The sequence below is a fragment of the Streptomyces sp. NPDC030893 genome (assembly GCF_055571535.1).
In genome coordinates this window covers 209,046-231,945 of the sequence record NZ_JBVIFC010000008.1, presented here as the reverse complement: position 1 = coordinate 231,945, position 22,900 = coordinate 209,046, and the positions used below count along the sequence as shown (strand labels likewise).

Annotated in this window: 20 protein-coding genes and 1 tRNA gene; 8 read left to right on the top strand and 13 right to left on the bottom strand. The window is 71.1% G+C overall.

The genetic code is table 11. From position 1 onward, the window contains the following. Positions 1-41 precede the first annotated feature (41 nt). Both ACZ434_RS18005 and ACZ434_RS18000 read right to left on the bottom strand, forming a co-directional pair. On the bottom strand, positions 42-842 hold the full coding sequence (locus tag ACZ434_RS18005; RefSeq protein WP_468456810.1) for a chitosanase: 801 nt from the start codon (positions 840-842) through the stop codon (positions 42-44). A 25-nt stretch (positions 843-867) separates the two neighbouring features. Beyond that, positions 868-1,788, bottom strand: a complete 921-nt coding sequence (locus tag ACZ434_RS18000) for a rhomboid family intramembrane serine protease (RefSeq protein ID WP_468456808.1) — start codon at positions 1,786-1,788, stop codon at positions 868-870. Between the two features lie 145 nt (positions 1,789-1,933). On the opposite strand from ACZ434_RS18000, the gene ACZ434_RS17995 reads away from it, so the two are divergent. Beyond that, a complete protein-coding gene (locus ACZ434_RS17995) occupies positions 1,934-2,653 on the top strand; it encodes a vWA domain-containing protein (RefSeq protein ID WP_468456806.1) in 720 nt (239 codons plus the stop codon). 105 nt (positions 2,654-2,758) lie between these two features. On the opposite strand, the gene ACZ434_RS17990 is transcribed toward ACZ434_RS17995, so the two are convergent. Further along, entirely contained in the window at positions 2,759-3,649 is an 891-nt protein-coding gene (locus ACZ434_RS17990) for a hypothetical protein (protein WP_468456804.1), read from the bottom strand. Positions 3,650-3,757: 108 nt separating this feature from the next. Between ACZ434_RS17990 and ACZ434_RS17985 the strand changes: the two genes are divergently transcribed. The 5 genes from ACZ434_RS17985 to ACZ434_RS17965 all read left to right on the top strand — a co-directional run bounded on the left by ACZ434_RS17985 (position 3,758) and on the right by ACZ434_RS17965 (position 10,255). Beyond that, positions 3,758-4,132, top strand: a complete 375-nt coding sequence (locus ACZ434_RS17985) for a chorismate mutase (RefSeq protein ID WP_468456802.1) — start codon at positions 3,758-3,760, stop codon at positions 4,130-4,132. Between the two features lie 111 nt (positions 4,133-4,243). Then, a complete protein-coding gene (locus ACZ434_RS17980) occupies positions 4,244-4,786 on the top strand; it encodes a response regulator (RefSeq protein ID WP_468456800.1) in 543 nt (180 codons plus the stop codon). A 48-nt stretch (positions 4,787-4,834) separates the two neighbouring features. Further along, positions 4,835-7,327 (top strand): aminopeptidase N, encoded by a 2,493-nt coding sequence (gene pepN, locus ACZ434_RS17975; protein ID WP_468456798.1) that lies wholly within the window; start codon positions 4,835-4,837, stop codon positions 7,325-7,327. 166 nt (positions 7,328-7,493) lie between these two features. After that, complete coding sequence (locus ACZ434_RS17970) at positions 7,494-8,864, top strand: pyridoxal phosphate-dependent decarboxylase family protein (protein WP_468456796.1); 1,371 nt, start codon at positions 7,494-7,496, stop codon at positions 8,862-8,864. Continuing rightward, a complete protein-coding gene (locus tag ACZ434_RS17965) occupies positions 8,861-10,255 on the top strand; it encodes a lysine N(6)-hydroxylase/L-ornithine N(5)-oxygenase family protein (RefSeq protein WP_468456794.1) in 1,395 nt (464 codons plus the stop codon). The genes ACZ434_RS17970 and ACZ434_RS17965 overlap by 4 nt, the downstream gene beginning before the upstream one ends. Positions 10,256-10,280: 25 nt before the next feature. On the opposite strand, the gene ACZ434_RS17960 is transcribed toward ACZ434_RS17965, so the two are convergent. Then, entirely contained in the window at positions 10,281-12,086 is a 1,806-nt protein-coding gene (locus ACZ434_RS17960) for a bifunctional metallophosphatase/5'-nucleotidase (RefSeq protein ID WP_468456792.1), read from the bottom strand. A 271-nt stretch (positions 12,087-12,357) separates the two neighbouring features. Here ACZ434_RS17960 and pyk point away from each other — a divergent pair, with 271 nt between their 5' ends. Continuing rightward, a complete protein-coding gene (gene pyk, locus ACZ434_RS17955) occupies positions 12,358-13,821 on the top strand; it encodes a pyruvate kinase (protein WP_468456790.1) in 1,464 nt (487 codons plus the stop codon). 76 nt (positions 13,822-13,897) lie between these two features. Here pyk and ACZ434_RS17950 read toward each other — a convergent pair. Continuing rightward, a tRNA-Leu gene (locus ACZ434_RS17950) sits at positions 13,898-13,970 on the bottom strand. A 105-nt stretch (positions 13,971-14,075) separates the two neighbouring features. Between ACZ434_RS17950 and ACZ434_RS17945 the strand changes: the two genes are divergently transcribed. Further along, on the top strand, positions 14,076-14,732 hold the full coding sequence (locus tag ACZ434_RS17945; RefSeq protein ID WP_392038189.1) for an ANTAR domain-containing response regulator: 657 nt from the start codon (positions 14,076-14,078) through the stop codon (positions 14,730-14,732). Between the two features lie 66 nt (positions 14,733-14,798). On the opposite strand, the gene ACZ434_RS17940 is transcribed toward ACZ434_RS17945, so the two are convergent. The 8 genes from ACZ434_RS17940 to ACZ434_RS17905 all read right to left on the bottom strand — a co-directional run bounded on the left by ACZ434_RS17940 (position 14,799) and on the right by ACZ434_RS17905 (position 22,844). Then, entirely contained in the window at positions 14,799-15,515 is a 717-nt protein-coding gene (locus ACZ434_RS17940) for an ABC transporter ATP-binding protein (RefSeq protein ID WP_468456788.1), read from the bottom strand. Continuing rightward, positions 15,512-16,477, bottom strand: coding sequence for an ABC transporter ATP-binding protein (locus ACZ434_RS17935; protein WP_468456786.1), 966 nt, complete (start codon positions 16,475-16,477; stop codon positions 15,512-15,514). Before ACZ434_RS17935 ends, ACZ434_RS17940 begins: the two co-directional genes overlap by 4 nt. A 5-nt stretch (positions 16,478-16,482) precedes the next feature. Next, entirely contained in the window at positions 16,483-18,309 is a 1,827-nt protein-coding gene (locus ACZ434_RS17930) for a branched-chain amino acid ABC transporter permease (RefSeq protein WP_468456784.1), read from the bottom strand. A gap of 5 nt (positions 18,310-18,314) precedes the next feature. Continuing rightward, positions 18,315-19,247 carry a branched-chain amino acid ABC transporter permease gene (locus tag ACZ434_RS17925; protein WP_468456782.1) on the bottom strand — a complete coding sequence of 311 codons (933 nt, stop codon included), beginning with the start codon at positions 19,245-19,247 and terminating at the stop codon, positions 18,315-18,317. A 114-nt stretch (positions 19,248-19,361) separates the two neighbouring features. Then, entirely contained in the window at positions 19,362-20,597 is a 1,236-nt protein-coding gene (locus ACZ434_RS17920; RefSeq protein ID WP_468456780.1) for a branched-chain amino acid ABC transporter substrate-binding protein, read from the bottom strand. A 288-nt stretch (positions 20,598-20,885) separates the two neighbouring features. Next, positions 20,886-21,488, bottom strand: a complete 603-nt coding sequence (locus ACZ434_RS17915; protein ID WP_468456778.1) for a Tat pathway signal sequence domain protein — start codon at positions 21,486-21,488, stop codon at positions 20,886-20,888. Further along, positions 21,485-21,745, bottom strand: a complete 261-nt coding sequence (locus ACZ434_RS17910) for a hypothetical protein (protein WP_468456776.1) — start codon at positions 21,743-21,745, stop codon at positions 21,485-21,487. The genes ACZ434_RS17915 and ACZ434_RS17910 overlap by 4 nt, the downstream gene beginning before the upstream one ends. A gap of 616 nt (positions 21,746-22,361) precedes the next feature. Next, positions 22,362-22,844 carry a PaaI family thioesterase gene (locus ACZ434_RS17905; protein ID WP_468456774.1) on the bottom strand — a complete coding sequence of 161 codons (483 nt, stop codon included), beginning with the start codon at positions 22,842-22,844 and terminating at the stop codon, positions 22,362-22,364. Positions 22,845-22,900 lie beyond the last annotated feature (56 nt).

Here is a 22,900-nt window from a genome sequence, read left to right as displayed (position 1 = left end):
GCCGCCACATGTCCTGGGGGGTGCTTCAGTGCCCTCCTGGCTCACCCCACCTTGTAGGCCGTCCCGTACATCTCCCACTCCAGCGGGGTGTCGAGGTCCAGGTTGCCCTCGTCGAGGAAGTGCCGCTGGGCGGTGACACGGCTGGTGTCGTGCGCGGGGTGCAGCGCGTTCATCGCCTTGCGGCGGACGTCCAGGAACGCGGACAGGTACGTCTCCTCGTCGCCGCCCCCGGCCGGGGTGTCCGCCCGCTCCATCGCCGCCGCGCGGATGCCGCCGAAGCTCGTGGCGCCGTCACCGGGGCCGTGGTAGACCATCGCGTCGTAGTAGATGAACTGGCCCAGCGCCGACAGCCCGTCGCGCTCGGCCCGCCGTACCGCCGGACCGAAGTACTCCTCGTCCCGCCCGGCGTCCTGCGCGGCACGGAACTCCGGACGCTCCGACTCCGCCTTCCACGCCGCCGGGAACCCGGGGTCGAGTCCCTCGTGCGAGTCCGTGCCGTCCACCGCGCGCAGCGCGGGCAGATAGCGGGCCAGGCCGTTGCCCGGGTGGTCCCGGGTGTACTCCTCGACCAGGGCCAGCAGGTCGTGCGTACCGGTGCAGAAGCCGATGATGCCGGCGGTGTAGCCCTGGCCGTCGCCTATGTCCTCGATGTAGCCGTAGGCGCTGCGCCAGTCGAGCGTGCCGTTCTCGGCGGTGGCGACGATCTGCTGCGCCAGCTCCTTCTTGGCGGGACTGGTCAGACCCGCCGGATCCTTGCCGCCGGCCGTGGCGGAGCCGGCGGACGAGCAGCCCGTCGCCAGGAGCGCGACGACGGACAGGGCCGTGAGAAGGGCACGTTTCATGGCCCAAGGGTACGAAGGAGACGGTTCACACCGTGCCGCCTCCGAGCGACGCCGCCTTCCCCAGGGCCAGTACGACCAGCAGCGCCAGCAGGGCGGCGCAGGCCGCCGCCTGGATCAGCGGCCTGTGCCTGCCCCGGGGCACGTGGGCGAAGACCAGCGCCACCGCACCGCCCGTCAGCAGCCCGCCCAGGTGCCCCTCCCAGGAGGTGAACACCGCGGAGACCACCAGCCACAGCAGCAGCCCGGCCATGAACCGGTTGACCTGGCCCATGTCGGCCCCCACGCGCCGCGCCATCACGTAGTACGCGGCCCCCACACCGAAGACGGCGCCGGACGCGCCGACCACGGCGTCCTCGGGGGCGATCAGCAGCACCAGCACCGAACCGCCCAGCGCGGACAGCAGATACAGGGCGAGGTGGTGGACGCGGCCCAGCATCGGCTCGACGAGCCGGCCCAGGTTCCACAGCGCCACCATGTTCATCACGATGTGGAGGACGCCGAACGTGCCCTCGGTGGGCGGCAGATGCAGGAACGCGCCGGTCAGCAGCCGGTACCACTCGCCGCCCGCCACCCCCTCCGGGGTGAAGCCCACGGGATGGGGGTCGAGCCACAGATAGTGCTCGCCGTCCGGCCCGAGCAGCCCCGCGCCGACCATCGCGAACCGGTCCACGATCTCCGGCCGCAGCACCTCCGCCAGGTACACCAGGAGGTTGACGGCGATCAGCGCGTACGTCACCACGGGCACCGCGGACACCCGGCCGCCGACCAGGGTGCGGGCCTGCCGCATCGACCGGACGCCCTCCTTCACGCACTCGGGGCACTGGTGGCCCACGGCCGCCTCCCGCATGCAGTCCGGGCAGATGTACCGCTCGCAGCGCGTGCAGCGGACGTGGCACTCGACCTTCGGATGGCGGTAGCAGGTCGTGACGGCGGACTCGGAATCCACGGGCCGGCTCCTCGGGAGGGACGGGGACGGAAAAGAGCCGGTGGTGACGGCGGCGAACAAAATAGCGAACGCCTGTGGACGGAGTGAGCGGCGGGGTGGGAGTGCCGTAGTCTCGGGGCCAGTTCCATGACCGAGGGGGAGCCGGATGGCCGCGATCAGTCTGCGCAAGATGGAGGAGACCGCGCCCGCGCTGGTCAGCCTCTACAAGACCGCCGGGGTGTCCCTGACCAAGCACGGCCTGGACGGTCTGCGTGCCGCCGTCTACCTGGTGGTCGACTACTCGGGCTCGATGAAGCCGTACTACAAGGACGGCAGCGTGCAGGCGCTGGCCGACCGGGTGCTCGGCCTGTCGGCCCACCTCGACGACGACGGCACGGTCCCGGTCGTCTTCTTCTCCACCGACGTCGACGCCGTCACCGACATCGCCCTCGCCGACCACGAGGGCCGTGTCGAGCGGATCGTGGACGGCCTCGGCCACATGGGCAGGACCAGCTACCACTTGGCGATGGACGCGGTCATCGACCACTACCTGGACAGCGGCTCCACCGCCCCCGCCCTCGTCGTCTTCCAGACCGACGGCGGCCCCGTCAACAAGCTCGCCGCGGAGAAGTACCTCTGCAAGGCCGCCCGTCTCCCCTTGTTCTGGCAGTTCATCGGCTTCGGCGACCCGCACAGCAAGCAGTTCGACTACCTGCGCAAACTCGACGACCTGGCCGTCCCCGCGAAGCGCCCGGTGGACAACGCGGGCTTCTTCCACGCGGGCGAGGACCCCGGCAAGGTCCCGGACGCGGACCTGTACGACCAACTGGTGGCCGAATTCCCCAAGTGGCTCGCAGCAGCCCGCTCCCAGGGAATAGCGCGGTAGAGCAACCCCCTCCAGGGGCCGCGGGGCTGTATCGATGTGCGGCTCCGCCGCGTGGGCGCGATCAACCCCCACGCACCCGCAGCCGAACCATCCACGACGACACCGCTAGGTGTCACACTCCAGCACCGTGCGACACAACCCGCACCGCGCCCGAACACGCCCCTTCACCGGAACCCGAATCCGCTGATGACAGGTAGGACACGGGAACGACACCCGCAACTGGCCGTCCCCCGTGAAGCGATACGGCACGTCATGCCGCCCCTCGCCCGGGACGGACTCCAACGCGTGCCTGCGGTCCCGCGCATACCGCCGCCGCCCCGCCCACCCCGCGGAGCGCAACGGCGGCTGCCGCTCGTCCCGCCGCGCCAGCTCCACCCCCTTCGTGTACGCCGTGTACGCCTGCGCGCTGGTGAACCACACCGACGGGTCCTCCCCGAACAGCAGCGACCGCTTCGCCAGCACGTACCCGAACTCCTCCGGCGTGAGATACCCCAGCTTCTGCGACGACGCCCCGTCCTCCCGGAACGCGTCCAGCAGCAGCCACCCCGCCCCCAGGTACGTCGCCGTCGTGTCCGTCAGGATCTCGTTGTCCCGCGTCCCCGGGAACGACAGCCCCAGCCGGTGCAGATACACATGCGCCACCTCGTGCGCCAGCGCCGCCCCGATGTCCCGCCGATGCGTGCGGAACCGGTCGTTCAGCTCGACGAAGTACTCCGGCCCCGCCGTGAGCTCCACGTTCGCCGCGTGCGTCATCTCGCGGAAGCCGACGATCAGCCGCGCGTCCGGCAGCCGGTAGTGCCTCACCATCTCGCGGGCCACCCGCTGCGCCCCCAGGTGCAGGTCGTCCGTGTCGCAGAACGCCACGTCGACGGGCGCCACACTCACCGAGAACGTCCGGACCGTGTCGTACGTCAGCCGCCTGTACAGGGCCGTGACGGCCTCCCGCACCGTCCTCAGATGCGGGTAGCCGTGCTCCACCGGTCCGCCGTTCGCCACGTCGCACCCCCGCGCGCCCTGAACCCGGTTCCACTCTACGGTCCCGTCCCGGACACCGCCCCGGACACCGCCGGCCCGGCCCCCGCCCGCGACGTAGGCTGACGCCCCATGACCACCAGCAACACCGCCACGGGTGACGTCGACCCCGCCGTCCGCGAGGAACTCACCCGGCTGCGCGACAGCATCGACAACATCGACGCCGCCGTCGTCCACATGCTCGCCGAACGCTTCAAGTGCACCCAGCAGGTGGGCCGCCTCAAGGCCGAGCACCGGCTGCCGCCCGCCGACCCCGGCCGCGAGGCCCGGCAGATCGCCCGGCTGCGCGCCCTCGCCGAGAACGCCAAACTCGACCCGGCCTTCGCGGAGAAGTTCCTGAACTTCATCATCGCCGAGGTGATCCGGCACCACGAGAGCATCGCCGACGACACCGCGGGCGCCACGCCCCCGGCGAACCCGGCCACAACCTGCCCCGCCGGGGAGTGACAGGGCGCCCCGCGCGGGGCATGCTGCGCTGTGCACCCCTTGTCGGCTGACGAGCACCGCCCGTCAGCGTCCGGACAGCCATCCGGTCCCTTACGAGGAGGGACGTGCGCCATGCCGCCCAACGCCCGGATCCTCATCGTCGACGACCACGAGGACACCCTGTACGCCCTGGAGAGCGCCCTGGCCCCGCTGGGTCACCTGCTGGGCCGGGCCACCAGCGGCGACGAGGCCCTCAAACAGCTCCTGCGCGGAAACGTCGGTCTGCTGCTCCTCGACGTCCAGATGCCGGGCACCGGCGGCCTGGACGTCGTGCGCTACATGCGGCGCCTGGAGCAGACCCAGCACATCCCCGTCGTCCTGCTCACCGGCTTCGCCCGCGACCGGCAGCTCGGGGCCGCCGCGTACGGCCTCGGCGTCGCCGACCTCGTCACCAAACCCGTCGACCCCTGGGCCCTGCGCACCAAGATCCGCCATCTCTACGACGCCCACCAGCGCCGGCTCGCCCTGGAGGCCGAGGTGCGCGCCCTGCGCGCCCGGCTGGAGGAACGCACCCCCACCCCCGCACAGCCCGCCCTGCCCCACCCGCACGCGCACATGGCGCCCGGCCGGTCCACGGGGGCGCAGACCGGGGAGCTCGAACGAGACCGGACATAGGCCGCGTACCCGATCCGCCTCTGTGCCCGGGCCACGGCATCGGGCAGCATGGCCTGCATGTCCGTACTGACGCGCGACGAAGCGCAGAACCGAGCACAACTCCTCGACGTCCACCGCTACACGATCGAACTCGATCTGACCGGCGGCGACGAGACGTTCGCATCCCGCACCCTGATCAGGTTCGGCGCCCGCGCGGACGCGGACACCTTCGTCGAGATCAAGCCCGCCGAGCTGCGCTCCGTCACCCTCGACGGACAGCCCCTCGACCCCGCCGCCCTCGACGGCAACCGGCTGCCGCTGAAGAACCTCACCGCCGGCGAGCACGAACTGCGCGTCGAGGCGAGCATGCGCTACTCCCGCACCGGTGAGGGCATGCACCGCTTCACCGACCCCACCGACGGGGAGAGCTACGTCTACACCCAGCTGTTCCTCGACGACGTCCAGCGGGTCTTCGCCGCCTTCGACCAGCCCGACCTCAAGGCCGTCTTCGACCTCACCGTCACCGCGCCCGAGGGCTGGAGCGTCCTCGCCAACGGCGTCACCGAGCACACCGGCGGCGGCGTCTGGCGGGCCGCCCCCACCCCGCCGGTCTCCACCTACCTCGTCGCCGTCGCCGCCGGGCCCTGGCACTCCGTGCGCACCGAGCACCGCGGACTGCCCTTCGGCATCCACTGCCGCCGCTCGCTCGCCCCGTACCTCGACACCGACGCGGACGAACTCCTCGACATCACCCGCGCCTGCTTCGACCGCTACCACGAGAAGTTCGAGGAGCCCTACCCCTTCGACTCCTACGACCAGGCGTTCGTCCCCGAGTTCAACGCGGGCGCCATGGAGAACCCCGGACTGGTCACCTTCCGCGACGAGTTCGTCTTCCGCTCCGCCGTCACCGACACCGAACGCCAGACCCGCGCCATGGTCATCGCCCACGAGATGGCCCACATGTGGTTCGGCGACCTCGTCACCCTGCGCTGGTGGGACGACATCTGGCTGAACGAGTCCTTCGCCGAGTACATGGGCTACCAGACCCTCACCGAAGCGACCCGCTTCCGTGACACCTGGACCGACTTCGGCGTCTCCCGCAAGGCCTGGGGCTACGACGCCGACCAGCGCCCCTCCACCCACCCCGTGGCCCCCGAGAACGTCGGGGACACCGCCTCCGCCCTGCTCAACTTCGACGGCATCTCCTACGCCAAGGGCGCCTCCGCCCTGCGCCAACTGGTCGCCTGGCTCGGCGAGAAGGACTTCCTCGCCGGCATCAACATCCACTTCCAGCGGCACCGGTTCGCCAACGCCACCCTCGCCGACTTCATCGACTCCCTCGCCGCCGCCACCGAACGCGACGTCCACGCCTGGGCCGACGCCTGGCTGCGCACCACCGGCGTCGACACCCTCACCGCCTCGGTCGACTCCCGCCCCGGCCAGTGGACCCTCGCCCTCGCCCGCGACGGCGACCGCCCCCACCGCGTCACCGTCGGCGTGTACGACCGCGACCTCCACGACGGCCGCAGCCTCCTCCTGCGGGAGCGCTACGAGACGGACGTGCCCGACACGGAGCCCGGGCCGCGCCCCGGCACCCGCCCCGCCCTCGTCGTCCCCAACGACCTGGACCTCACCTACGCCAAGATCCGCCTCGACGCCACCTCCCTGGAGACCGTCCTGCGCGGCCTGTCCGGCATCCCCGACGCACTCACCCGTGCCGTCGTCTGGAACACGCTGCGCGACATGGTCCGCGACGGCGAACTCGCCCCCGCCGACTACCTGGCGGCCGCCGCCGCCCATCTGCCCGAGGAGACCGACCTCGCCCTCGTGCAGGGCGTCCTCGCCTTCGCCTGTGCCCACGTCGCCGACCGCTACGTCACCCCCGACGAGCGGCCCGCCGCCCTCTCCACCCTCACCGCCCTGTGCCGCGACCTGATCCGCCGCACCGAGGACGGCGACAACCCCGGACTGCGCCTGATCGCCGTACGCCACCGCATCGACACCGCCGCCCACCCCGACACCATCGCCGCCTGGCTCGCCGACGGCACCGTCCCCGGCGGCCCCGAACTCGACCCCGAGCTGCGCTGGCGGGTCCTGGCCCGGCTCGCCGTGCTCGGCGCCGTCGACGAGGCCGCCATCGCCGCCGAACTCGACCGCGACCCCAGCGCCACCGGCCAGGAGGGCGCCGCCCGCTGCCGGGCCGCCCTGCCCGACGCGGACGCCAAGGCCCGCGCCTGGGACGCCCTGTTCGGCTCCGACGACCTGTCCAACTACCTGTTCACCGCCACCGCCCGGGGCTTCTGGCAGCCCGAACAGGCCGACCTGGTCCGCCCCTACGTGGCCCGCTACTACAAGGAGGCCGTCGCCCTCGCCGCCCGCCGCGGACCCGCCATCGCCGAGGCCGCCGGACGCTGGGCCTTCCCCGCCCACGCCGTCGACGCCGAGAACATCGAGCTCGGCGGGAAGTGCCTGCGCGAGGCCGACCCGACGCCCGCCCTGCGCCGCAGGCTCGCCGACCAGCTCGACGACCTGGCCCGCGCCCTGCGCGTACGGCAGGCGTAACGCCACGCCCGTTGGGGGTGCCCCCGGACCGCCCGGGGACACCCCCACCCGTACCTCACCAACCGGGACGTACGCCCTTTCGGGTCTGATCCCCGGGCTTTCCGGACGCGGCACCCCCTCCCCGTACAAGCTGGAGCCCTCCCGCGCACCGCCCCGGAGGACAGCCATGAGCACGCCGCCGCCCCTCGCCTCGGGCCCCCGGGGACCCGGTCACCTACGGCCCTTGCTCGACACCGTCCTCGACGCCCTGCACAGCGGCGGACAGGCACGCGGAGGGCCGCTGCCCGCCGGGGGGCCGGACGCCGTCGCCGCCCTGGTCCGCGACGCCGTGGGGGAGGTCCTGCCCGACCGGGGCGACCCCGGCGCCCTGCACACCGTCGTCCACGCGCTCGCCGAGGGCGCCGCCGACCCCGCGCACCCCTGGTGCGCCGCCCATCTGCACTGCCCGCCGCTCGCCGTCGCGGCCGCCGCCGACCTCGCCGCGAGCGTCCTCAACCCCTCCCTGGACTCCTGGGACCAGGCCCCGGCCGCCTCCGCCCTGGAAACCCTCGTCACCCGCGCCCTCGCCCGTGAGGCCGGCCACGCCGACGGTCTCGTCACCACCGGCGGCACCGAGGCCAACCAGCTCGCCCTCCTCCTCGCCCGCGAGACGCACGGCGCCGGCGTACGGCTGGTGCACGCCGCCGGCGCCCACCACTCCCTGCCCCGCGCCGCCTGGCTGCTCGGCCTGCCCGACCCCGTCGAGATCCCCGCCCCCGCCGGCACCCTCGACCCCGCCGCCCTCGACGACGCCCTCACCCACCTGCCGGGCCCCCACCTCGTCGCCGCCACCGCCGGCACCACCGACGCCGGCCTCATCGACCCCCTGCCCGAGATCGCCGCCCGCTGCGCCGCCCACGGCGCCCGCCTCCACATCGACGCCGCCTACGGCGGGCCCCTCCTCTTCAGCGACCTCCACCGGCCCCGGCTCGCCGGCCTCGACGCCGCCCACACCATCGCCCTCGACCTGCACAAACTCGGCTGGCAGCCGGTCCCCGCCGGACTCCTCACCGTCCGCGACCCGCAGGACCTCACGGCCCTGCACCACCACACCGACTACCTCAACGCCGACGACGACACCGACGCCGGACTCCCCGACCTCCTCGGCCGCTCCCTGCGCACCACCAGGCGCCCCGACGTCCTCAAGATCGCCGTCACCCTCAAGACCCTCGGCCGCACCGGCCTCGGCGCCCTCGTCGACCAGGTCTGCGCCCTGGCCGGGGAGTTCGCCCGGCTCCTCGACGACGACCCCCGCTTCGACCTCCACGACCGGCCCGTCATCAGCACCGTCCTCTTCCGGCCCGCCCACGCCGACGACACCGGCGTCGCGGCACTGCGCCGGCACCTCCTCACCACCGGCCGCGCCGTCCTCGGACGCGCCCGCGCCGACGGCCGGCTCTGGCTCAAGGCCACCCTCCTCAACCCCGCCACCCGCCCCGACGACCTGGCGGGCCTCCTCACCCTCGTCCACCAGGCACACGCGGAAGGACCCCGATGACGCCCCCCACCCCGCTCGACCTCCTCGGCATCGGCATCGGCCCGTTCAACCTCTCCCTCGCCGCCCTCGCCGACCCCCTCCCCACCCTGCGCACCGCCTTCTACGACCGCAGCCCCCGGTTCAGCTGGCACCCGGGGCTGCTCCTCGACGACGTCACCGTCCAGGTCCCCTTCCTCGCCGACCTGGTCACCCTCGCCGACCCCACCAGCCGCTGGACCTTCCTCAACCACCTCAGAGCCCGCGAACGCCTCTACCCCTTCTACTTCGCCGAGCACTTCCACATCCGCCGCACCGAGTACGACGCCTACTGCCGCTGGGTCGCGGACCACCTCCCCGCACTCCGCTTCGGCCACCACGTCGACACCGTCCGCTGGAACGCCCGACGCGCCCTGTTCGAGGCCGAGTTCACCCGGCTCGACCCCGACGGACGCACCGCCGCCACCGGCCGCGTCCAGGCCCGCAACATCGTCCTCGGCATCGGCACCGAACCCTGGACGCCCGAACCCCTGCGCCCCCTCGCCGGCACCCCCGGCCTTCCCGTCGTGCACGCCGACGACTACCTCACCCACCGCGACACGCTCCTCGCCGCGGACCACATCACCGTCATCGGCACCGGACAGTCCGGCGCCGAGATCTACCTCGACCTGCTGCGCCGCCGGCCCGCCGGCCGCGAGCGGCTGCACTGGATCGGCCGAACCGAGGCGTTCGCCCCCATGGAGTACTCCAAACTCGGCCTCGAACACTTCACCCCCGACCACACCCGCTACTTCCACGCCCTCCCCGAACCCGTCCGCGACCGGCTCGTCCCCGCACAGTGGCAACTCCACAAGGGCGTCGACGCCGCCACCCTCGCCGCCATCCACGACGAGCTCTACCGGCGCACCCTGCACGGCGGCTGGCCCGACACCGTCCTCACCCCCGCCGTCCACGTCCGCGCCGCCCGCCGCACCGCCCGCGCGAGGATCGAACTCCACCTCGAACACACCCACCAGCAGACCCGCGCCCGCCTCACCACCGACGCCGTCGTCCTCGCCACCGGCCACCGCGCCCGCCCCCTGGAGCGGCTCCTCGGCCCCCTGGAACCCCACCTGCGCCGCGACCGCTCCGGCCGGCCCCGCGTCGACGCGCACTTCCGCCTCGGTCTCGACCGCTGCGTCACCGGCAGCGTCTACGTCCAGAACGCCGAACTCCACACCCACGGCGTCGGCACCCCCGACCTCGGGCTCGCCGCCTGGCGCGGCGCCACGATCCTCAACCACCTCACCGGCCGGCCCGTCTACCCCCTCCCCGCCCGCACCGCCTTCACCACCTTCGGCCTCCACCCCCGGACACGGCAGATCCCGCCCGCCCGGCAAGCCGCACGGCTCACCCCACTGGCGGACGGGACCTGAGTCACCCGCGACGACGCGACGGCGGTCAGAACACCGGCGTACCGTCCCGGGTCAGCCGCCAGCCCACCGAGGCGAAGTCCGCCGGGTCCAGCACCCCCTTCTCCGTCACCCACTCCGCGATCCGGGTCCGGATCTCCGTCGACTCCGCCCACAGCTCCTTCGCCGACGCCACGTGCGGGAACGCGCCGCCGCCGTTCGCCCGGTAGTTGTTCACGGCGAGCACGAACTGCCCGTCGTCGTCGAGCGGGGCACCCTGGTACGTGACGTTCCGGATCCGCGAACCGGCCGGCCGCGCGATGTCGATCTCGTACCGGATCCCCGAGACGTAGTCGTAGTTGTAGTCCGGACGGCCGCCCGCGTTCGTCAGCCGGCCGACGTCCACCGGCGCACCGGCGGCCGTCTGCGCGAAGTACTCCGCCGAGTACTCCAGGTACGCCCGGACCTGCGCCCCCGTCATCAGCTTCGCCACCAGCGTGTTGTCGTACACGTACAGGCTCGACAGGTCCCGGATCGTCACCTCGCCCGCCGGGATCTCGGAGGTCCGGGAGAACGGCGACGCCTGCGACAGCACGGGCAGCGAGGCGTACTCGGTGCCCGCGAGGGCCGCCCGGACCACGTCCTCCTGCACCTTGCCGATCAGGTCGATGATCGGGGCGTCCTTGTACCGCGCCTCCACCGTCGTCAGTGTCTCGGTCGCCGACCCCACCACCTGGTTGACGTACTTCACCACCTGCGCGTGCTCGTCGCCCAGCAGCCGGGTGATCTCCGGGTCGTCCTCCACCGTCGCCGCGTCCCGCAGCGACGCCCTCACCGACTCCACCCGCCAGCGGCCCCGCTCGAAAACCAGCTCGAAGTCGAACAGCGACAGCCGCTCCGCGTAGCACAGCGGCTCCGACAGCACGACGTCCCTGCCGGTCTCCTCGTTGGTGACCCGCAGCTCCGGGATCTCCACATGGGCGTGCCCGACCAGGATCGCGTCGATCCCCGGCACCTGCCGCGCCACGTTCGCCGCCGCGTTCTCCACGTACGGCACCTGGTCACCGTACGACGACGTGCCCGAGGAGCCCGAGTGCGCCGACACCACGACCACGTCCGCGCCCATCGACCGCAGCTTCGGCACCCACCGCGCCGCCTGCTCCTCCAGGCCCGGGAACGTCAGCTTCCCCTGCACGTACGCCTTGTCCCAGATCGCGATACCGGGGTTCGTCAGCCCGAGAACCGCCACCTTCACCGGGGGAGCGCCCTTCACCCGGAACGTCTTGATGAAGTACGGGGGAAAGGCCGGCTTCAGCGTCTTCGCGTCCAGCGCGTTCGCACCCAGCAGCGGGAAATCGCACTGCTCCTCGAATTTTCGCAGCGTCTCGATGCCGTAGTTGAACTCGTGGTTGCCGAGCGCCACCGCGTCGTACCCGATCGCGTTCATCGCCTGCGCCATCGGATGCACCGGACCGCCCTCGGCGGTGATCGGGTCCACCTTCGCGTAGTAGTACGTCAGCGGGGTGCCCTGGATCGTGTCGCCCGCGTCCAGCAGCAGGGTGTTGCTCCGGCCCTTCTCCGCACGGACCTGGTTCACCAGCGTCGACACCCGGGCCAGCCCCTGCGCGTTGCCGGCCGCGTCCGTGTACGCGGCGTCCTTGAAGTAGTCCCAGTTGAAGACGTGCCCGTGCAGATCGGTCGTCCCCAGCACGGTCAGCGCGTACCGCTTCACCCGCTTCCTCCCCCGTCCCGTCCCGGCCGCTCCGGCGGCGGGAGCGGCCGCCGCACCCGCCAGTGTCACCCCCGCTCCCGTCACGGCGGACCTCTTGAGGAACTTCCGGCGGTTCAGCGGCATGTCAGGTTCTCCTCGCACCAGGACGAACAACGCGCGTAGATGAGCCCGATGATTCTGACCTGAACACGTCGACCGGAACAGACCCCGCGGGTTGCGATCCGGTGACCGCCCGTCCGTCGAGCCCCCATTCCACGGCCGGCGCGCGCCGCGCACGCTCATCGGAGCGGCCCGGCGCACAATTCAACACCTGTCAAGAGCCTTTCATCGACCGGCCGTTGAGTCGTCACATGCAACCAATTCGCTACCCATCGGTAAGCCCTAGGGTCGAAACATGCGCCGAGCGAAAATCGTCTGCACACTGGGCCCCGCCACCGACTCGTACGACCAGATCAAAGCACTGGTCGACGCCGGAATGGACGTGGCCCGCCTCAACCTCAGCCACGGCGGGCACGCCGAGCACGAGGAGCGCTACCGCCGGGTGCGGAAGGCCGCCGACGAAACGGGCCGCAGTGTCGGCCTCCTCGCCGATCTTCAAGGCCCGAAGATCCGGCTCGGCCGCTTCACCGAAGGTCCCGTACTCCTCGAACGCGGCGACACCTTCACCATCACCGTCGAGGAGGGCGCCGAAGGCGACCGCCACGGCTGCGGCACCACCTACGCGGGGCTCGCCGCCGACGTCACCCCCGGCGAGCGCGTCCTCGTCGACGACGGCAAGGTCACCCTCGAGGTCACCGCCGTCGACGGCCCCCGCGTCCGCACCACCGTCGTCGAGGGAGGCGTGGTCTCCGACCACAAGGGCCTCAACCTCCCCGGTGTCGCCGTCTCCGTCCCCGCCCTCTCCAAGAAGGACGAGGACGACCTGCGCTGGGCCGTGCGCACCGGCTTCGACGTCGTCGCCCTCTCCTTCGTCCGCAGCGGACGCGACATCAGGGACGTGCACCGCATCATGGACGAGGAGGGCCGCCGCCTCCCCGTCATCGCCAAGGTCGAGAAGCCCCAGGCCGTCGAGAACATCGACGACATCGTGGCGGCCTTCGACGGCATCATGGTCGCCCGCGGGGACCTGGGCGTGGAGATGCCCCTGGAGCAGGTGCCCATCGTGCAGAAGCGCGCCATCAAGCTCGCCAAGCGCAACGCCAAGCCGGTCATCGTCGCCACCCAGATGCTCGACTCGATGATCGACAACGCCCGCCCCACCCGCGCCGAGGCCTCCGACGTGGCCAACGCCGTCATCGACGGCACCGACGCCGTCATGCTCTCCGGCGAGACCAGCGTCGGCAAGCACGCCGTCGACACCGTCCGCACCATGGCGCGCATCGTGGAAGCCGCCGAGGAGGACATCCTCGCCAAGGGACTGCCGCCGCTCACCGAACGCAACAAGCCCCGCACCCAGGGCGGAGCGGTCGCCCGCGCGGCGGCCGAGATGGGCGACTTCCTCGGCGCCAGGTTCCTGGTCGCCTTCACCCAGTCCGGCGACACCGCCCGCCGCCTGTCCCGCTACCGCTCCCCGATCCCGGTCCTCGCCTTCACCCCGGATCCGGCCACCCGCTCGCAACTCAGCCTCACCTGGGGCGTGGAGACCTTCCTCGGCCCCCATGTGAACACCACGGACGCGATGGTCGACCAGGTCGACGACCTGCTCATCGGCTACGCCCGCTGCGCGAAGGGCGACACCGTCGTCATCACGGCCGGCTCCCCGCCGGGGGTCCCGGGCTCCACGAACCTGGTCCGCGTCCACCACATCGGCGAGGACGACAGCCCCCCACAGGGGGCGCCGAACAGCTCTCACGTGTGACACACGACAAAAGCGGATGTTCACCCGAAAGGTGAACATCCGCTCTCAAATGGTGACCTTGAATTCAGAGGAAAAGTACCCCGGGTCGGATTCGAACCGACGCTGGATGGTGTTTGAGACCATTGCCTCTACCGCTGGGCTACCGGGGCGCCCTACAAAACGAAGGTCGACGGTTACCCGCCGTGTCCCCACCTTATCGCAGCTGGGTACGCTCTTGTCAGCAGTACCGGCCTGCCCCGCACCAAGGAGCCCACGTGAGCGCCCCCGAGTCGCCCCAGCCCGTAGACGTGCCCGACGACGACAAGTCGCACGTACCTCCGATGACGACGCGCGTCGTCATCGCCGAGGACGAGGCCCTGATCCGGCTCGATCTCAAAGAGATGCTGGAGGAGGAGGGGTACACCGTCGTCGGGGAGGCCGGTGACGGTGAGCAGGCCGTGGAGCTGGCGCGCGAGCACCGGCCCGACCTGGTGATCCTCGATGTGAAGATGCCGAAGCTGGACGGCATCTCGGCGGCCGAGAAGATCGCCGAGGAGAGCATCGCCCCGGTGCTGATGCTGACCGCGTTCTCGCAGCGCGACCTCGTGGAGCGGGCACGGGACGCCGGCGCGATGGCGTACCTGGTGAAGCCGTTCAGCAAGAGCGACGTGGTGCCGGCCATCGAGATGGCGGTGTCCCGGTTCACGGAGCTGAAGGAGCTGGAGCGCGAGGTCGCGGACCTGAGTCTGCGGCTGGAGACGCGCAAGCTGGTGGACCGCGCGAAGTCGGTGCTGCAGACGCAGTACGGGCTGTCGGAGCCGGCCGCGTTCCGGTGGATCCAGAAGACCTCCATGGACCGGCGGATGTCGATGCAGCAGGTGGCGCAGGCGGTCATCGACGACGCCGAGGAGAAGAAGGCGTCGAAGGGCTAGGACCCGTACGGCAGAGGCCCGCGCTCCCCGTCGACAAGGGGGCGCGGGCCTCTGCCGTGGAGTGCCTCAGTCCTCGCCGAGGTACGCCTTGCGGACCGACTCGTCGTGCAGGAGGTCCCGTCCGGTGCCGGAGAGGACGATGTTGCCGACCTCCATGACGTGACCGTGGTCGGCCAGGGACAGGGCCGCCTGGGCGTTCTGCTCGACGAGCAGGATGGTGGTGCCCTGGGACTTCAGTTCGGCGATGGTCGCCATGATCTTCTGCATCATGATCGGCGAGAGCCCCATGGAGGGTTCGTCGAGCATGAGCAGCTTCGGCTGGGACATCAGCGCCCTGCCCATGGCGAGCATCTGCTGCTCACCGCCGGAGAGGGTGCCGGCGGCCTGCTTGCGGCGTTCCCCGAGGATGGGGAAGAGGTCGTAGGCGCGCCGGATGTCCTTCTCGATGCCCGCCCTGTCGGTGCGGAGGAAGGCGCCGAGCCGGAGGTTGTCCTCGATCGTCATGCGGGGGAAGATGTGCCGCCCCTCGGGGGAGTGGGCGAGCCCGAGCGAGACGATCTTGTGGGCGGGGATCTTCTTGAGCGACCTGCCCTCGAACTTGATCTGGCCGCCGACGGGCTTGAGCAGCCCCGAGAGCGTGCGCAGGGTGGTGGTCTTGCCGGCGCCGTTGGTGCCGATGAGGGTGACCACCTCGCCGGCGTCCACGCTGAACGAGATGCCCTTGACGGCCTGGATCTTGCCGTAGGCGACTTTGAGGTCCTCGACTTCGAGGAGTGCGGTCATCGGTCGTTCTCCTTGCCGGGCGCGGCGTCCGTGGTGGCCTCCGCCTCTGCTTCCGCCTCTGCGTCTGCCTCTGCTTCCGCTTCCGTCTCGGCAGCGGCCGCGGCCTCGGCGGCTTCGACCTCGGCGGCCTCCGCGGCGCCCGGGTCGTTCTCCATGGGCTCACCGATGTAGGCGGCGATGACGCGCTCGTCGCCCTGGACGGTGGCCGGGTCGCCCTCGACGAGCTTCTGGCCCTGGACGAGGACGGCGACGCGGTCGCAGAGGTTGAAGATGAACCGCATGTCGTGCTCGATCACGAGGACGGCGATGCCCTGGTCGCGGATGGCGAAGATGAGTTCCTCCGCCGCCCGGGTCTCCTGGGGGTTCATGCCGGCGGTGGGCTCGTCGAGGAGCAGCAGGCCGGGCTCGCTCGCGAGGGCGCGGGCGATCTCGAGCTTGCGCTGCTCACCGTAGGGGAGGTTGCGCGCCAGATGGTCGGCCTTGGCGTCGAGGCCGACGAACTCCAGGAGTTCCATGGCGCGTTCCCGGGAGGCGGCCTCGGCCCGGTGGAAGCCGGGCCCGCGCAGGACGGCCGACCAGAAGCCCTCCTTGGTGCGGGTGTGGCGGCCGACGAGGACGTTCTCCAGGACGGTCATGTTGGCGAAGAGCCGGATGTTCTGGAACGTCCGGGCGATGCCGGCGGCGGTGACCTTGAAGGACTTGGGCGGCAGGACCTTGTCCTTGTAGCGGACCTCGCCCTCGGTGGGGGTGTAGAGGCCCGTGAGGCAGTTGAAGAACGTGGTCTTGCCGGCGCCGTTGGGGCCGATGAGACCGACGATCTCGCCGCTGTGGACGGTGAGGTCGACGTCGCGGACGGCGGTGAGGCCGCCGAAGCGCATGGTGACGCCGCGCGCGTCGAGGACGGTGGCGCCGGGGGCGGGTGCGCCCGGGGTGGTGTCCTTGGTGGTGGTGTCGGTGGTCATGGTGGTCAGGCCCCTGTCTTGCTCAGGACGGTGGGCGCTTCGGCCTCTTCGTGGAACTCCAGCTGGCGGCGCCGGTTGGGGATCAGGCCCTCGGGACGGAAACGCATCAGCAGGACGAGTGCGAGACCGAAGGCGAGGAGCTGGAAGTCGCCCAGGAACTGGAGCTTGTTGGGGATCAGGAAGAGCAGCGCGGCTCCGATGAGGGGACCGGCGATGGTGCCCATGCCGCCGAGGACGACCGCGGCGAGCAGGAAGGCCGAGTTGGGCGGGGTGGTGCCGGCGAACAGGTACTGCTCGGGGGTCACGGTGTAGGTGACGTGTGCCTGGACGGTTCCGGCGAGGCCGGCGAGGGTGGCGCCGACCGCGAAGGCGATGAGCTTGACCCGGAAGCCGTGGATGCCCATGGCCTCGGCCGCCGTCTCGTCCTCGCGGATGGCGACCCAGGCACGGCCGATACGGGAGTCGCCGCTGCGCCGGAAGACGAGCACGACGACGGCCGTGATGAGCAGCATCAGGAAGAAGTAGTTGGCGAACCGGCCGATGGTGAAGCCGGCGATGTCGTGCGAGACGCCGAGGTCGAAGCCGAGGATCTTCAGGTCCGGGATGGACGCGATGCCGTTGGAGCCGTTGGTCAGGTCGGGACCGGAGGTGCCGTCGGTGTTGTTGGCCGCGATCCGGAAGATCTCACCGAAGCCGAGGGTGACGATGGCGAGGTAGTCGCCGCGCAGCCGCAGCGTCGGGGCGCCGATGAGGACGCCGAAGACGAGGGAGGCCACGGCCCCGACGAGCACGGCGGCCCAGAAGGGGAAGTGGACGCCGAAGGGCGAGCTGGGCGAGCCGGAGACGAGCGCGGCCGCGTAGGCGCCGACACCGAGGAAGGCGACGTATCCGAGGTCGAGCAGGCCGGCCAGGCCGACGACGATGTTCAGACCCAGAGCGACGGTGGCGAAGATGAGGATGTAGACGCCGAGGGTGGCGTACTGGTCGTCGGTCTGGGTGAAGGGGAAGCAGGCCGCCGCGATGAAGGCGCCGCAGACGGTGATGTTCGTGTGCCGTGCGGTGATCTGCGAGGCGTGGTTGATCAGGCCGGAGCGGTTGAGCGCGCTGAAGCCGAAGCCGGCGGTGATCAGGAAGCCGACGAAGAGTTCGTCGTACTCGGTGCCGATGCCGTAGGTGAAGACGACCAGGGCAAGGGCCAGGACGCCGACGATGATCAGGATCTCGACGTAGGACGGCAGGGCGCGCACGGGGCGCGGGCTGCCGGAGGCGAACGCCGCCCGCAGGGTGGCCCAGGCGTGGCCGGCACCGTGCTTGAACCGCTCCCAGCCGGTGTCGTCCGGGTCGAAGGGGTCGGGTTCGGGCCGCTCGAAGGGGAGCGCGAGGGCGCCGAGGACGGCTATGAGCGTGGCCGCCGCTGCGACGTAGCCGCCGGGTTCCAGGTTGACCAGGCCGCCGAGCTGGAAGCTGATCGCGAGGATGGTGTACCAGGCGGTGGCGAAGGTGCCGAGTGCGGCGTACTTCACGGCCGCGTCGGCGCCGGCCGGAGTGAGCCAGCGCAGTCCCTTGACGCCGTAGGAGGCGAGGGCGAACAGCGTGGCGAGCAGGCCGCCCACGAGGACGAGCACCTGGAGTCCGCCGGGGTAGCCGTAGACGGTGAGGTCGCCCGGGAACTCGGCGGTCCAGGTCCATGCCAGGAAGGTGGAGACGACGGCGAGGGCGCTGCCGCCGGTGGCGAGGGCGCGGCCGATGTGCGGGGGGATGCCGATGAGGCCGGTGGAGGTGCTCGCGGCGGGGGTGGCCGCGGTGGACGAAGCGGTGGTCTGTGTGGTCATCGGTGTCACGCCCTGTCCGCAACGCGCTCGCCGAGCAGGCCCTGCGGCCGGAACAGGAGCACGAGGATGAGGAGGATGAAGGCCCAGACGTCGGCCCAGGACTGGCTGCCGAACTTGTCCAGGCCGGGAATGTCGGCGATGTAGGCGGTGGCCAGGGTCTCGGCGACGCCGAGGACCACACCGCCGATCATGGCGCCGTAGATGTTGCCGATGCCGCCGAGGACCGCCGCGGTGAAGGCCTTGAGGCCGAGGATGAAGCCCATCTTGAAGTCGATCTGGCCGTACTTCAGGCCGTTGGCGACGCCTCCGATGGCGGCGAAGACGGCGCCGAGGGCGAAGGCGACCACGATGATGCGGTCGGTGTTGACGCCCATGAGCTTGGCGGTGTCCGGGTCCTGGGCGGTGGCCTGCATGCCGCGTCCGGTGCGGGTGCGCATCACGAAGTAGGCGAGGAAGGCCATGCTGATGGGGGCCGCGACGAGCAGGAAGATGTCACCGGTCTGCAGGGTGGCGCCGCCGATGGTGAACGGGCCGCCCTCGATCTGGGGGAAGGGCAGCTTGGACTTCGCGCTGGGGTAGAAGGCCCAGATCGCCTGCTGGAGCGCGAGGGAGAGTCCGATGGCGGTGATGAGCGGGGCGAGGCGGGGGGCGCCGCGCAGCGGGCGGTAGGCGAACCGTTCCGCCCCGATGGCGACCGCGACGGAGACGATCATGGCGCCGAGCAGCATCAGTGGCAGGGCCACCCAGATGGAGGTGCCGTCGGGCAGGAGGTACATGTGTACCGTGAGCGCGCCGAAGGCACCGACCATGAAGATCTCGCCGTGCGCGAAGTTGATGAGCTGGACAATGCCGTAGACCATCGTGTAGCCGATGGCGATCAGCCCGTACATGGATCCCAGTAGCAGGCCGTTGACCAGCTGCTGCGGCAGTTCGTTCACCGCATGTCCTCCGAGACTTTCGGAATATTCGACGGATGGGGCCGGATGCGAGTCCGCGCGGGACGCCAGTGGAACAGCGCCCCGCGCGGCTCGTGAAAGTGGTGCCGGCGGAGGTCAGCCGGTGAAGGTGCCGGACTTCACGGTGGTCCAGTCGCCGTCCTTGACGGAGTACACGGTGAGCTGCTTGTTGGTGGCGTCACCGAACTCGTCGAAGGAGACCTTGCCGGTCACTCCGTCGAAGGAGACGTTCTGCATGGCGTCGACGACCTTGGAGCGGGCGTCGTCGGGCAGCTTTCCGTCGTTGTCCTCGACGACCTTCTTGACGGCCTCGATGATCGCCCAGGCCGAGTCGTAGGAGTAGCCGCCGTACGCCTCGTAGTCCTCGTTGTATCCGGCGGCCTCGTAGTTGGCGACGAATTCCTTGGCGGAGGGGAGCTCCTCGACGGGCGCGCCGACGGAGGTGGCCAGGTCACCGGTGCCGGCGGCGCCGGACAGCTTGATGAAGTCGGCGCTGTAGATGCCGTCACCGCCGACCAGCGGGATCTTGGCCCCGGCTTCCTTGATCTGCTTGCTCAGCGGGCCGGCCTGCGGGTATTCACCGCCGTAGTAGACGACGTCGGCGCCGGAGTTCTTGACCTTGGTGGCGACGGCGTTGAAGTCCTTGCTGTCGGGGTTGATGTGCTCGGTCCCGACCACCTCGCCGCCGAGCTTCTTGAACTCCTCGGTGAAGGTGGCGGCCAGACCGGCGCCGTAGGTCTTCTTGTCGTCGATGACGAAGACCTTCTTCTTCTTGGCGTCGTTGAAGACGTACTGCGCGGCGAACGGGCCCTGGATGGCGTCCGTGGTCGCGGTACGGAAGTACGACTTGTACGGCCGGACCTTGTTGGTCTGCCAGTCCACGCCCTGGGTGAGGGCGGGGTTGGTGTTGGCCGGGGAGACCTCGACCAGCTTGGCCTGGTCGAAGACCTTCTGCATCGACTCGCCGACGGAGGAGTTCAGCGGGCCGACGACGCCGAGGACGTCGTCGTTGGCGACGAGCTTGGTGGCGTTCTGCTGGCCGACGGAGGCCTGGCCCTGGTCGTCGAGGGCTTCGATCTTGAAGGTGATCCCCTCGACGTACTTCTCCTTGTTGGCGGTCTTGGCCGCGAGGTCCACGGAGTTCTTGATACCGAGGCCGAGCGCGGACAGGTCGCCGGTCAGCGGCGCGTCGACGCCGATGACCACGGTGGTGCCACCGTTGCCGGAGTCCGAGCTGCCGCCGCCGTCGTCGTCGCGTGAGCCGCAGGCGGTGAGGGTGAGTGCACCCGCCGCCAGGGCGGCGGTGATGGCGATGAGCGAACGTTGACGCACGATCCAGTCCTTTCCCCTGACAGCCGCTTCCCGGTGGAAACGGCCGAGTCGAGCGCTGGGCCGAAGTGAGAATCGGGCGGCGCGGTGACTGGCGGTGACTCTAAGCGCGGGTGGGGAATGCGGAGGAGACTCTGGCCAAGGCTGTGACGCTCTTGTTATGACACGACGTATTGCAGAGCGGTACTGAGTGGGGGGAAGAGCAGAATTCTCGCCGTTTTGCCCTGTCCGGATGGTGAGAAACCGCAGGACTCGGAGGGGGTGGTTCAGGTGTATCAGCGGTTTTGGTGATTACCGAAAACCGTTGCTGCAGGCTACTTGCAGGGCCTGGGAGAGGTCCTGTGCGTACTGGTGCCCGAGGATGAAGCTGTGCACCTGCATTGCGCGCGTATTACGCAGCGTTACATCCAGGAAAGGGAGTCCGGCGTTCCGTGGCACTTTTCCGCATTCCGTCACCCGCATGGTGATGGTGATCTTGCGGGGGGAGCCTGCATTTGTCCGGAAAGGGGTGCGCGGGGTGGAGGTCACGGACAGTCCCGCGTACGGCTGGGAAATCCGGGTGACAGTGACCGGAGGGCCGGATTCCGTCTTCACCTCCACATCGAAAGTGAAACTCCGCGGGGCGGTGTTCGCCTCGGTGGCCTGCGAGTTCAGGTACTCGATGGACGTCACCTGGTTCGGGAACAGCGGCTCCGGCGGTGGCTGCGGGCGGGGCCGGGTGGCGTGGAGGGAGAAGCCGCCGGCGAGTACGGCGACGGCGAGGAGGCCGCCGAGGACGGCCCCGCGGTGGCGCTCGAACTGCTGGACCAGTGCACTGCGTTGGGCGCGGGGCGCGAGGGAGGCGCCCCGCGCGCGGGTCCCCTCTCCCGGCTCGACGGGGCCGATCCCGCTCACCGCCAGGGCCCCTCTCCGGGCCCGCCGGCCCGATACCACGCGACGCACCTCTCGCGCGCCTCACGGTCGATCAACTGGCCAATGTCCGACGCGCCTTGACGCTCCGCGGCCCGGGCGGAGTCGACCACGTCGCGCAGGATGTCGTACTGGCCGCCGGACAGCCCCATGGACTGGTAGTCGCCGTAGGTGCCGCCGTCGAGCACCTCGCGCGACCAGTGGCCGACGATCGCCGTGCACAGGTCCGCGTCGGACGTCACCCGGGGTGACGGTGAGGAGGGCCGGCCGGCCGGCGGGGCCGCGTCCCGCGCGTGGCCGGATTCCGCCGCACCACAACCGGCCACGGCCAGCGCGGTCGCGAGGACCGCGGCGAACGCCCCGGCCCGTGGTCGAGAACTGCCTCCCCGCCCCATGCTCCGAACGCTAGGACGCCGCCCGGGCGGAGGCAATGGCGGTGCGGGGGCCGGGGCATGGCGTGGGGGCGGGGCGCACAGGGTCGGGACGCGCAGGGGTGGGGCCCAGCCGCCCGCGTGGGCGGCCTGTGGCGCGGGGACGGACCGGGATGCGGGGGCCGGGGACGTACGGCCTGGGCGCACAGGGCCCGTCCGGGCGCTCTGGGGTGGCGGGGGGCTGGTGTCCTGGGCGGGGGTGGGGTTCGCTCGGTGGTGTGGGGACGCGTGGGCGCCTGTGGCCGGGGGCGAGTGCGCGGCGTGGGTGGGCAGCGGTTGTGTCGCGCCCGCGCGGGCGCCTCTGGCGCGGGGGCCGGCTGGTGGCCAGGGCGGGCTGAGGCGGTCCCGATCGCGTGGCCCCACCGCTCCCGCCCGCGCGGGCGGGATGGTGGTGCGGGGTCGTGGTCGCCCCGCACCACCGCGGGGGTCAGCCCGCCGCCCGCTCCGCGTCGCCGGGGCCGGCGTCCCGCAGCAGGCAGGTCAGCCGCGCGGTGCACACCCGCTTGTCCGCCTCGTCGGTGATGACGATCTCGTACGTCGCCGTCGACCGCCCCCGGTGCACCGGCGTGGCCACCCCGGTGACCATGCCGGAGCGGACGCCGCGGTGATGCGTGCAGTTGAGGTCGACCCCCACAGCGATCTTGGAGCTCCCTCCGTGCAGCATCGAACCCACCGACCCCAGCGTCTCCGCCAGCACCGCCGACGCGCCGCCGTGCAGCAGCCCGTACGGCTGGGTGTTGCCCTCCACCGGCATCGTCCCGACGACCCGCTCCGCCGAGGCCTCCAGGATCTGCACGCCCATCCGCGTGCCCAGATGGCCCGCCGAGAAGAGCGCCGGCAGGTCCACACCGAGCGCGGCGTACTCGTCGATGACCCCCTGCGGGAACTTCACCTGCTGCTGCTCTCCCATGGGCCCGGCTCCATTCGTCTCGTCGTGCGTCGTACGGCTGTCTGCTGAGCGAACGC

Excerpts from the sequence above, each read along its gene's own strand:
- ACZ434_RS18005 (WP_468456810.1), bottom strand. The coding sequence starts at position 842 with ATGAAACGTGCCCTTCTCACGGCCCTGTCCGTCGTCGCGCTCCTGGCG.
- ACZ434_RS17995 (WP_468456806.1), top strand. The coding sequence starts at position 1,934 with ATGGCCGCGATCAGTCTGCGCAAGATGGAGGAGACCGCGCCCGCGCTG.
- ACZ434_RS17985 (WP_468456802.1), top strand. The coding sequence starts at position 3,758 with ATGACCACCAGCAACACCGCCACGGGTGACGTCGACCCCGCCGTCCGC.
- ACZ434_RS17980 (WP_468456800.1), top strand. The coding sequence starts at position 4,244 with ATGCCGCCCAACGCCCGGATCCTCATCGTCGACGACCACGAGGACACC.
- pepN (WP_468456798.1), top strand. The coding sequence starts at position 4,835 with ATGGCCTGCATGTCCGTACTGACGCGCGACGAAGCGCAGAACCGAGCA.
- ACZ434_RS17970 (WP_468456796.1), top strand. The coding sequence starts at position 7,494 with ATGAGCACGCCGCCGCCCCTCGCCTCGGGCCCCCGGGGACCCGGTCAC.
- ACZ434_RS17965 (WP_468456794.1), top strand. The coding sequence starts at position 8,861 with ATGACGCCCCCCACCCCGCTCGACCTCCTCGGCATCGGCATCGGCCCG.
- ACZ434_RS17960 (WP_468456792.1), bottom strand. The coding sequence starts at position 12,086 with ATGCCGCTGAACCGCCGGAAGTTCCTCAAGAGGTCCGCCGTGACGGGA.
- pyk (WP_468456790.1), top strand. The coding sequence starts at position 12,358 with ATGCGCCGAGCGAAAATCGTCTGCACACTGGGCCCCGCCACCGACTCG.
- ACZ434_RS17940 (WP_468456788.1), bottom strand. The coding sequence starts at position 15,515 with ATGACCGCACTCCTCGAAGTCGAGGACCTCAAAGTCGCCTACGGCAAG.
- ACZ434_RS17935 (WP_468456786.1), bottom strand. The coding sequence starts at position 16,477 with ATGACCACCGACACCACCACCAAGGACACCACCCCGGGCGCACCCGCC.
- ACZ434_RS17930 (WP_468456784.1), bottom strand. The coding sequence starts at position 18,309 with ATGACCACACAGACCACCGCTTCGTCCACCGCGGCCACCCCCGCCGCG.
- ACZ434_RS17905 (WP_468456774.1), bottom strand. The coding sequence starts at position 22,844 with ATGGGAGAGCAGCAGCAGGTGAAGTTCCCGCAGGGGGTCATCGACGAG.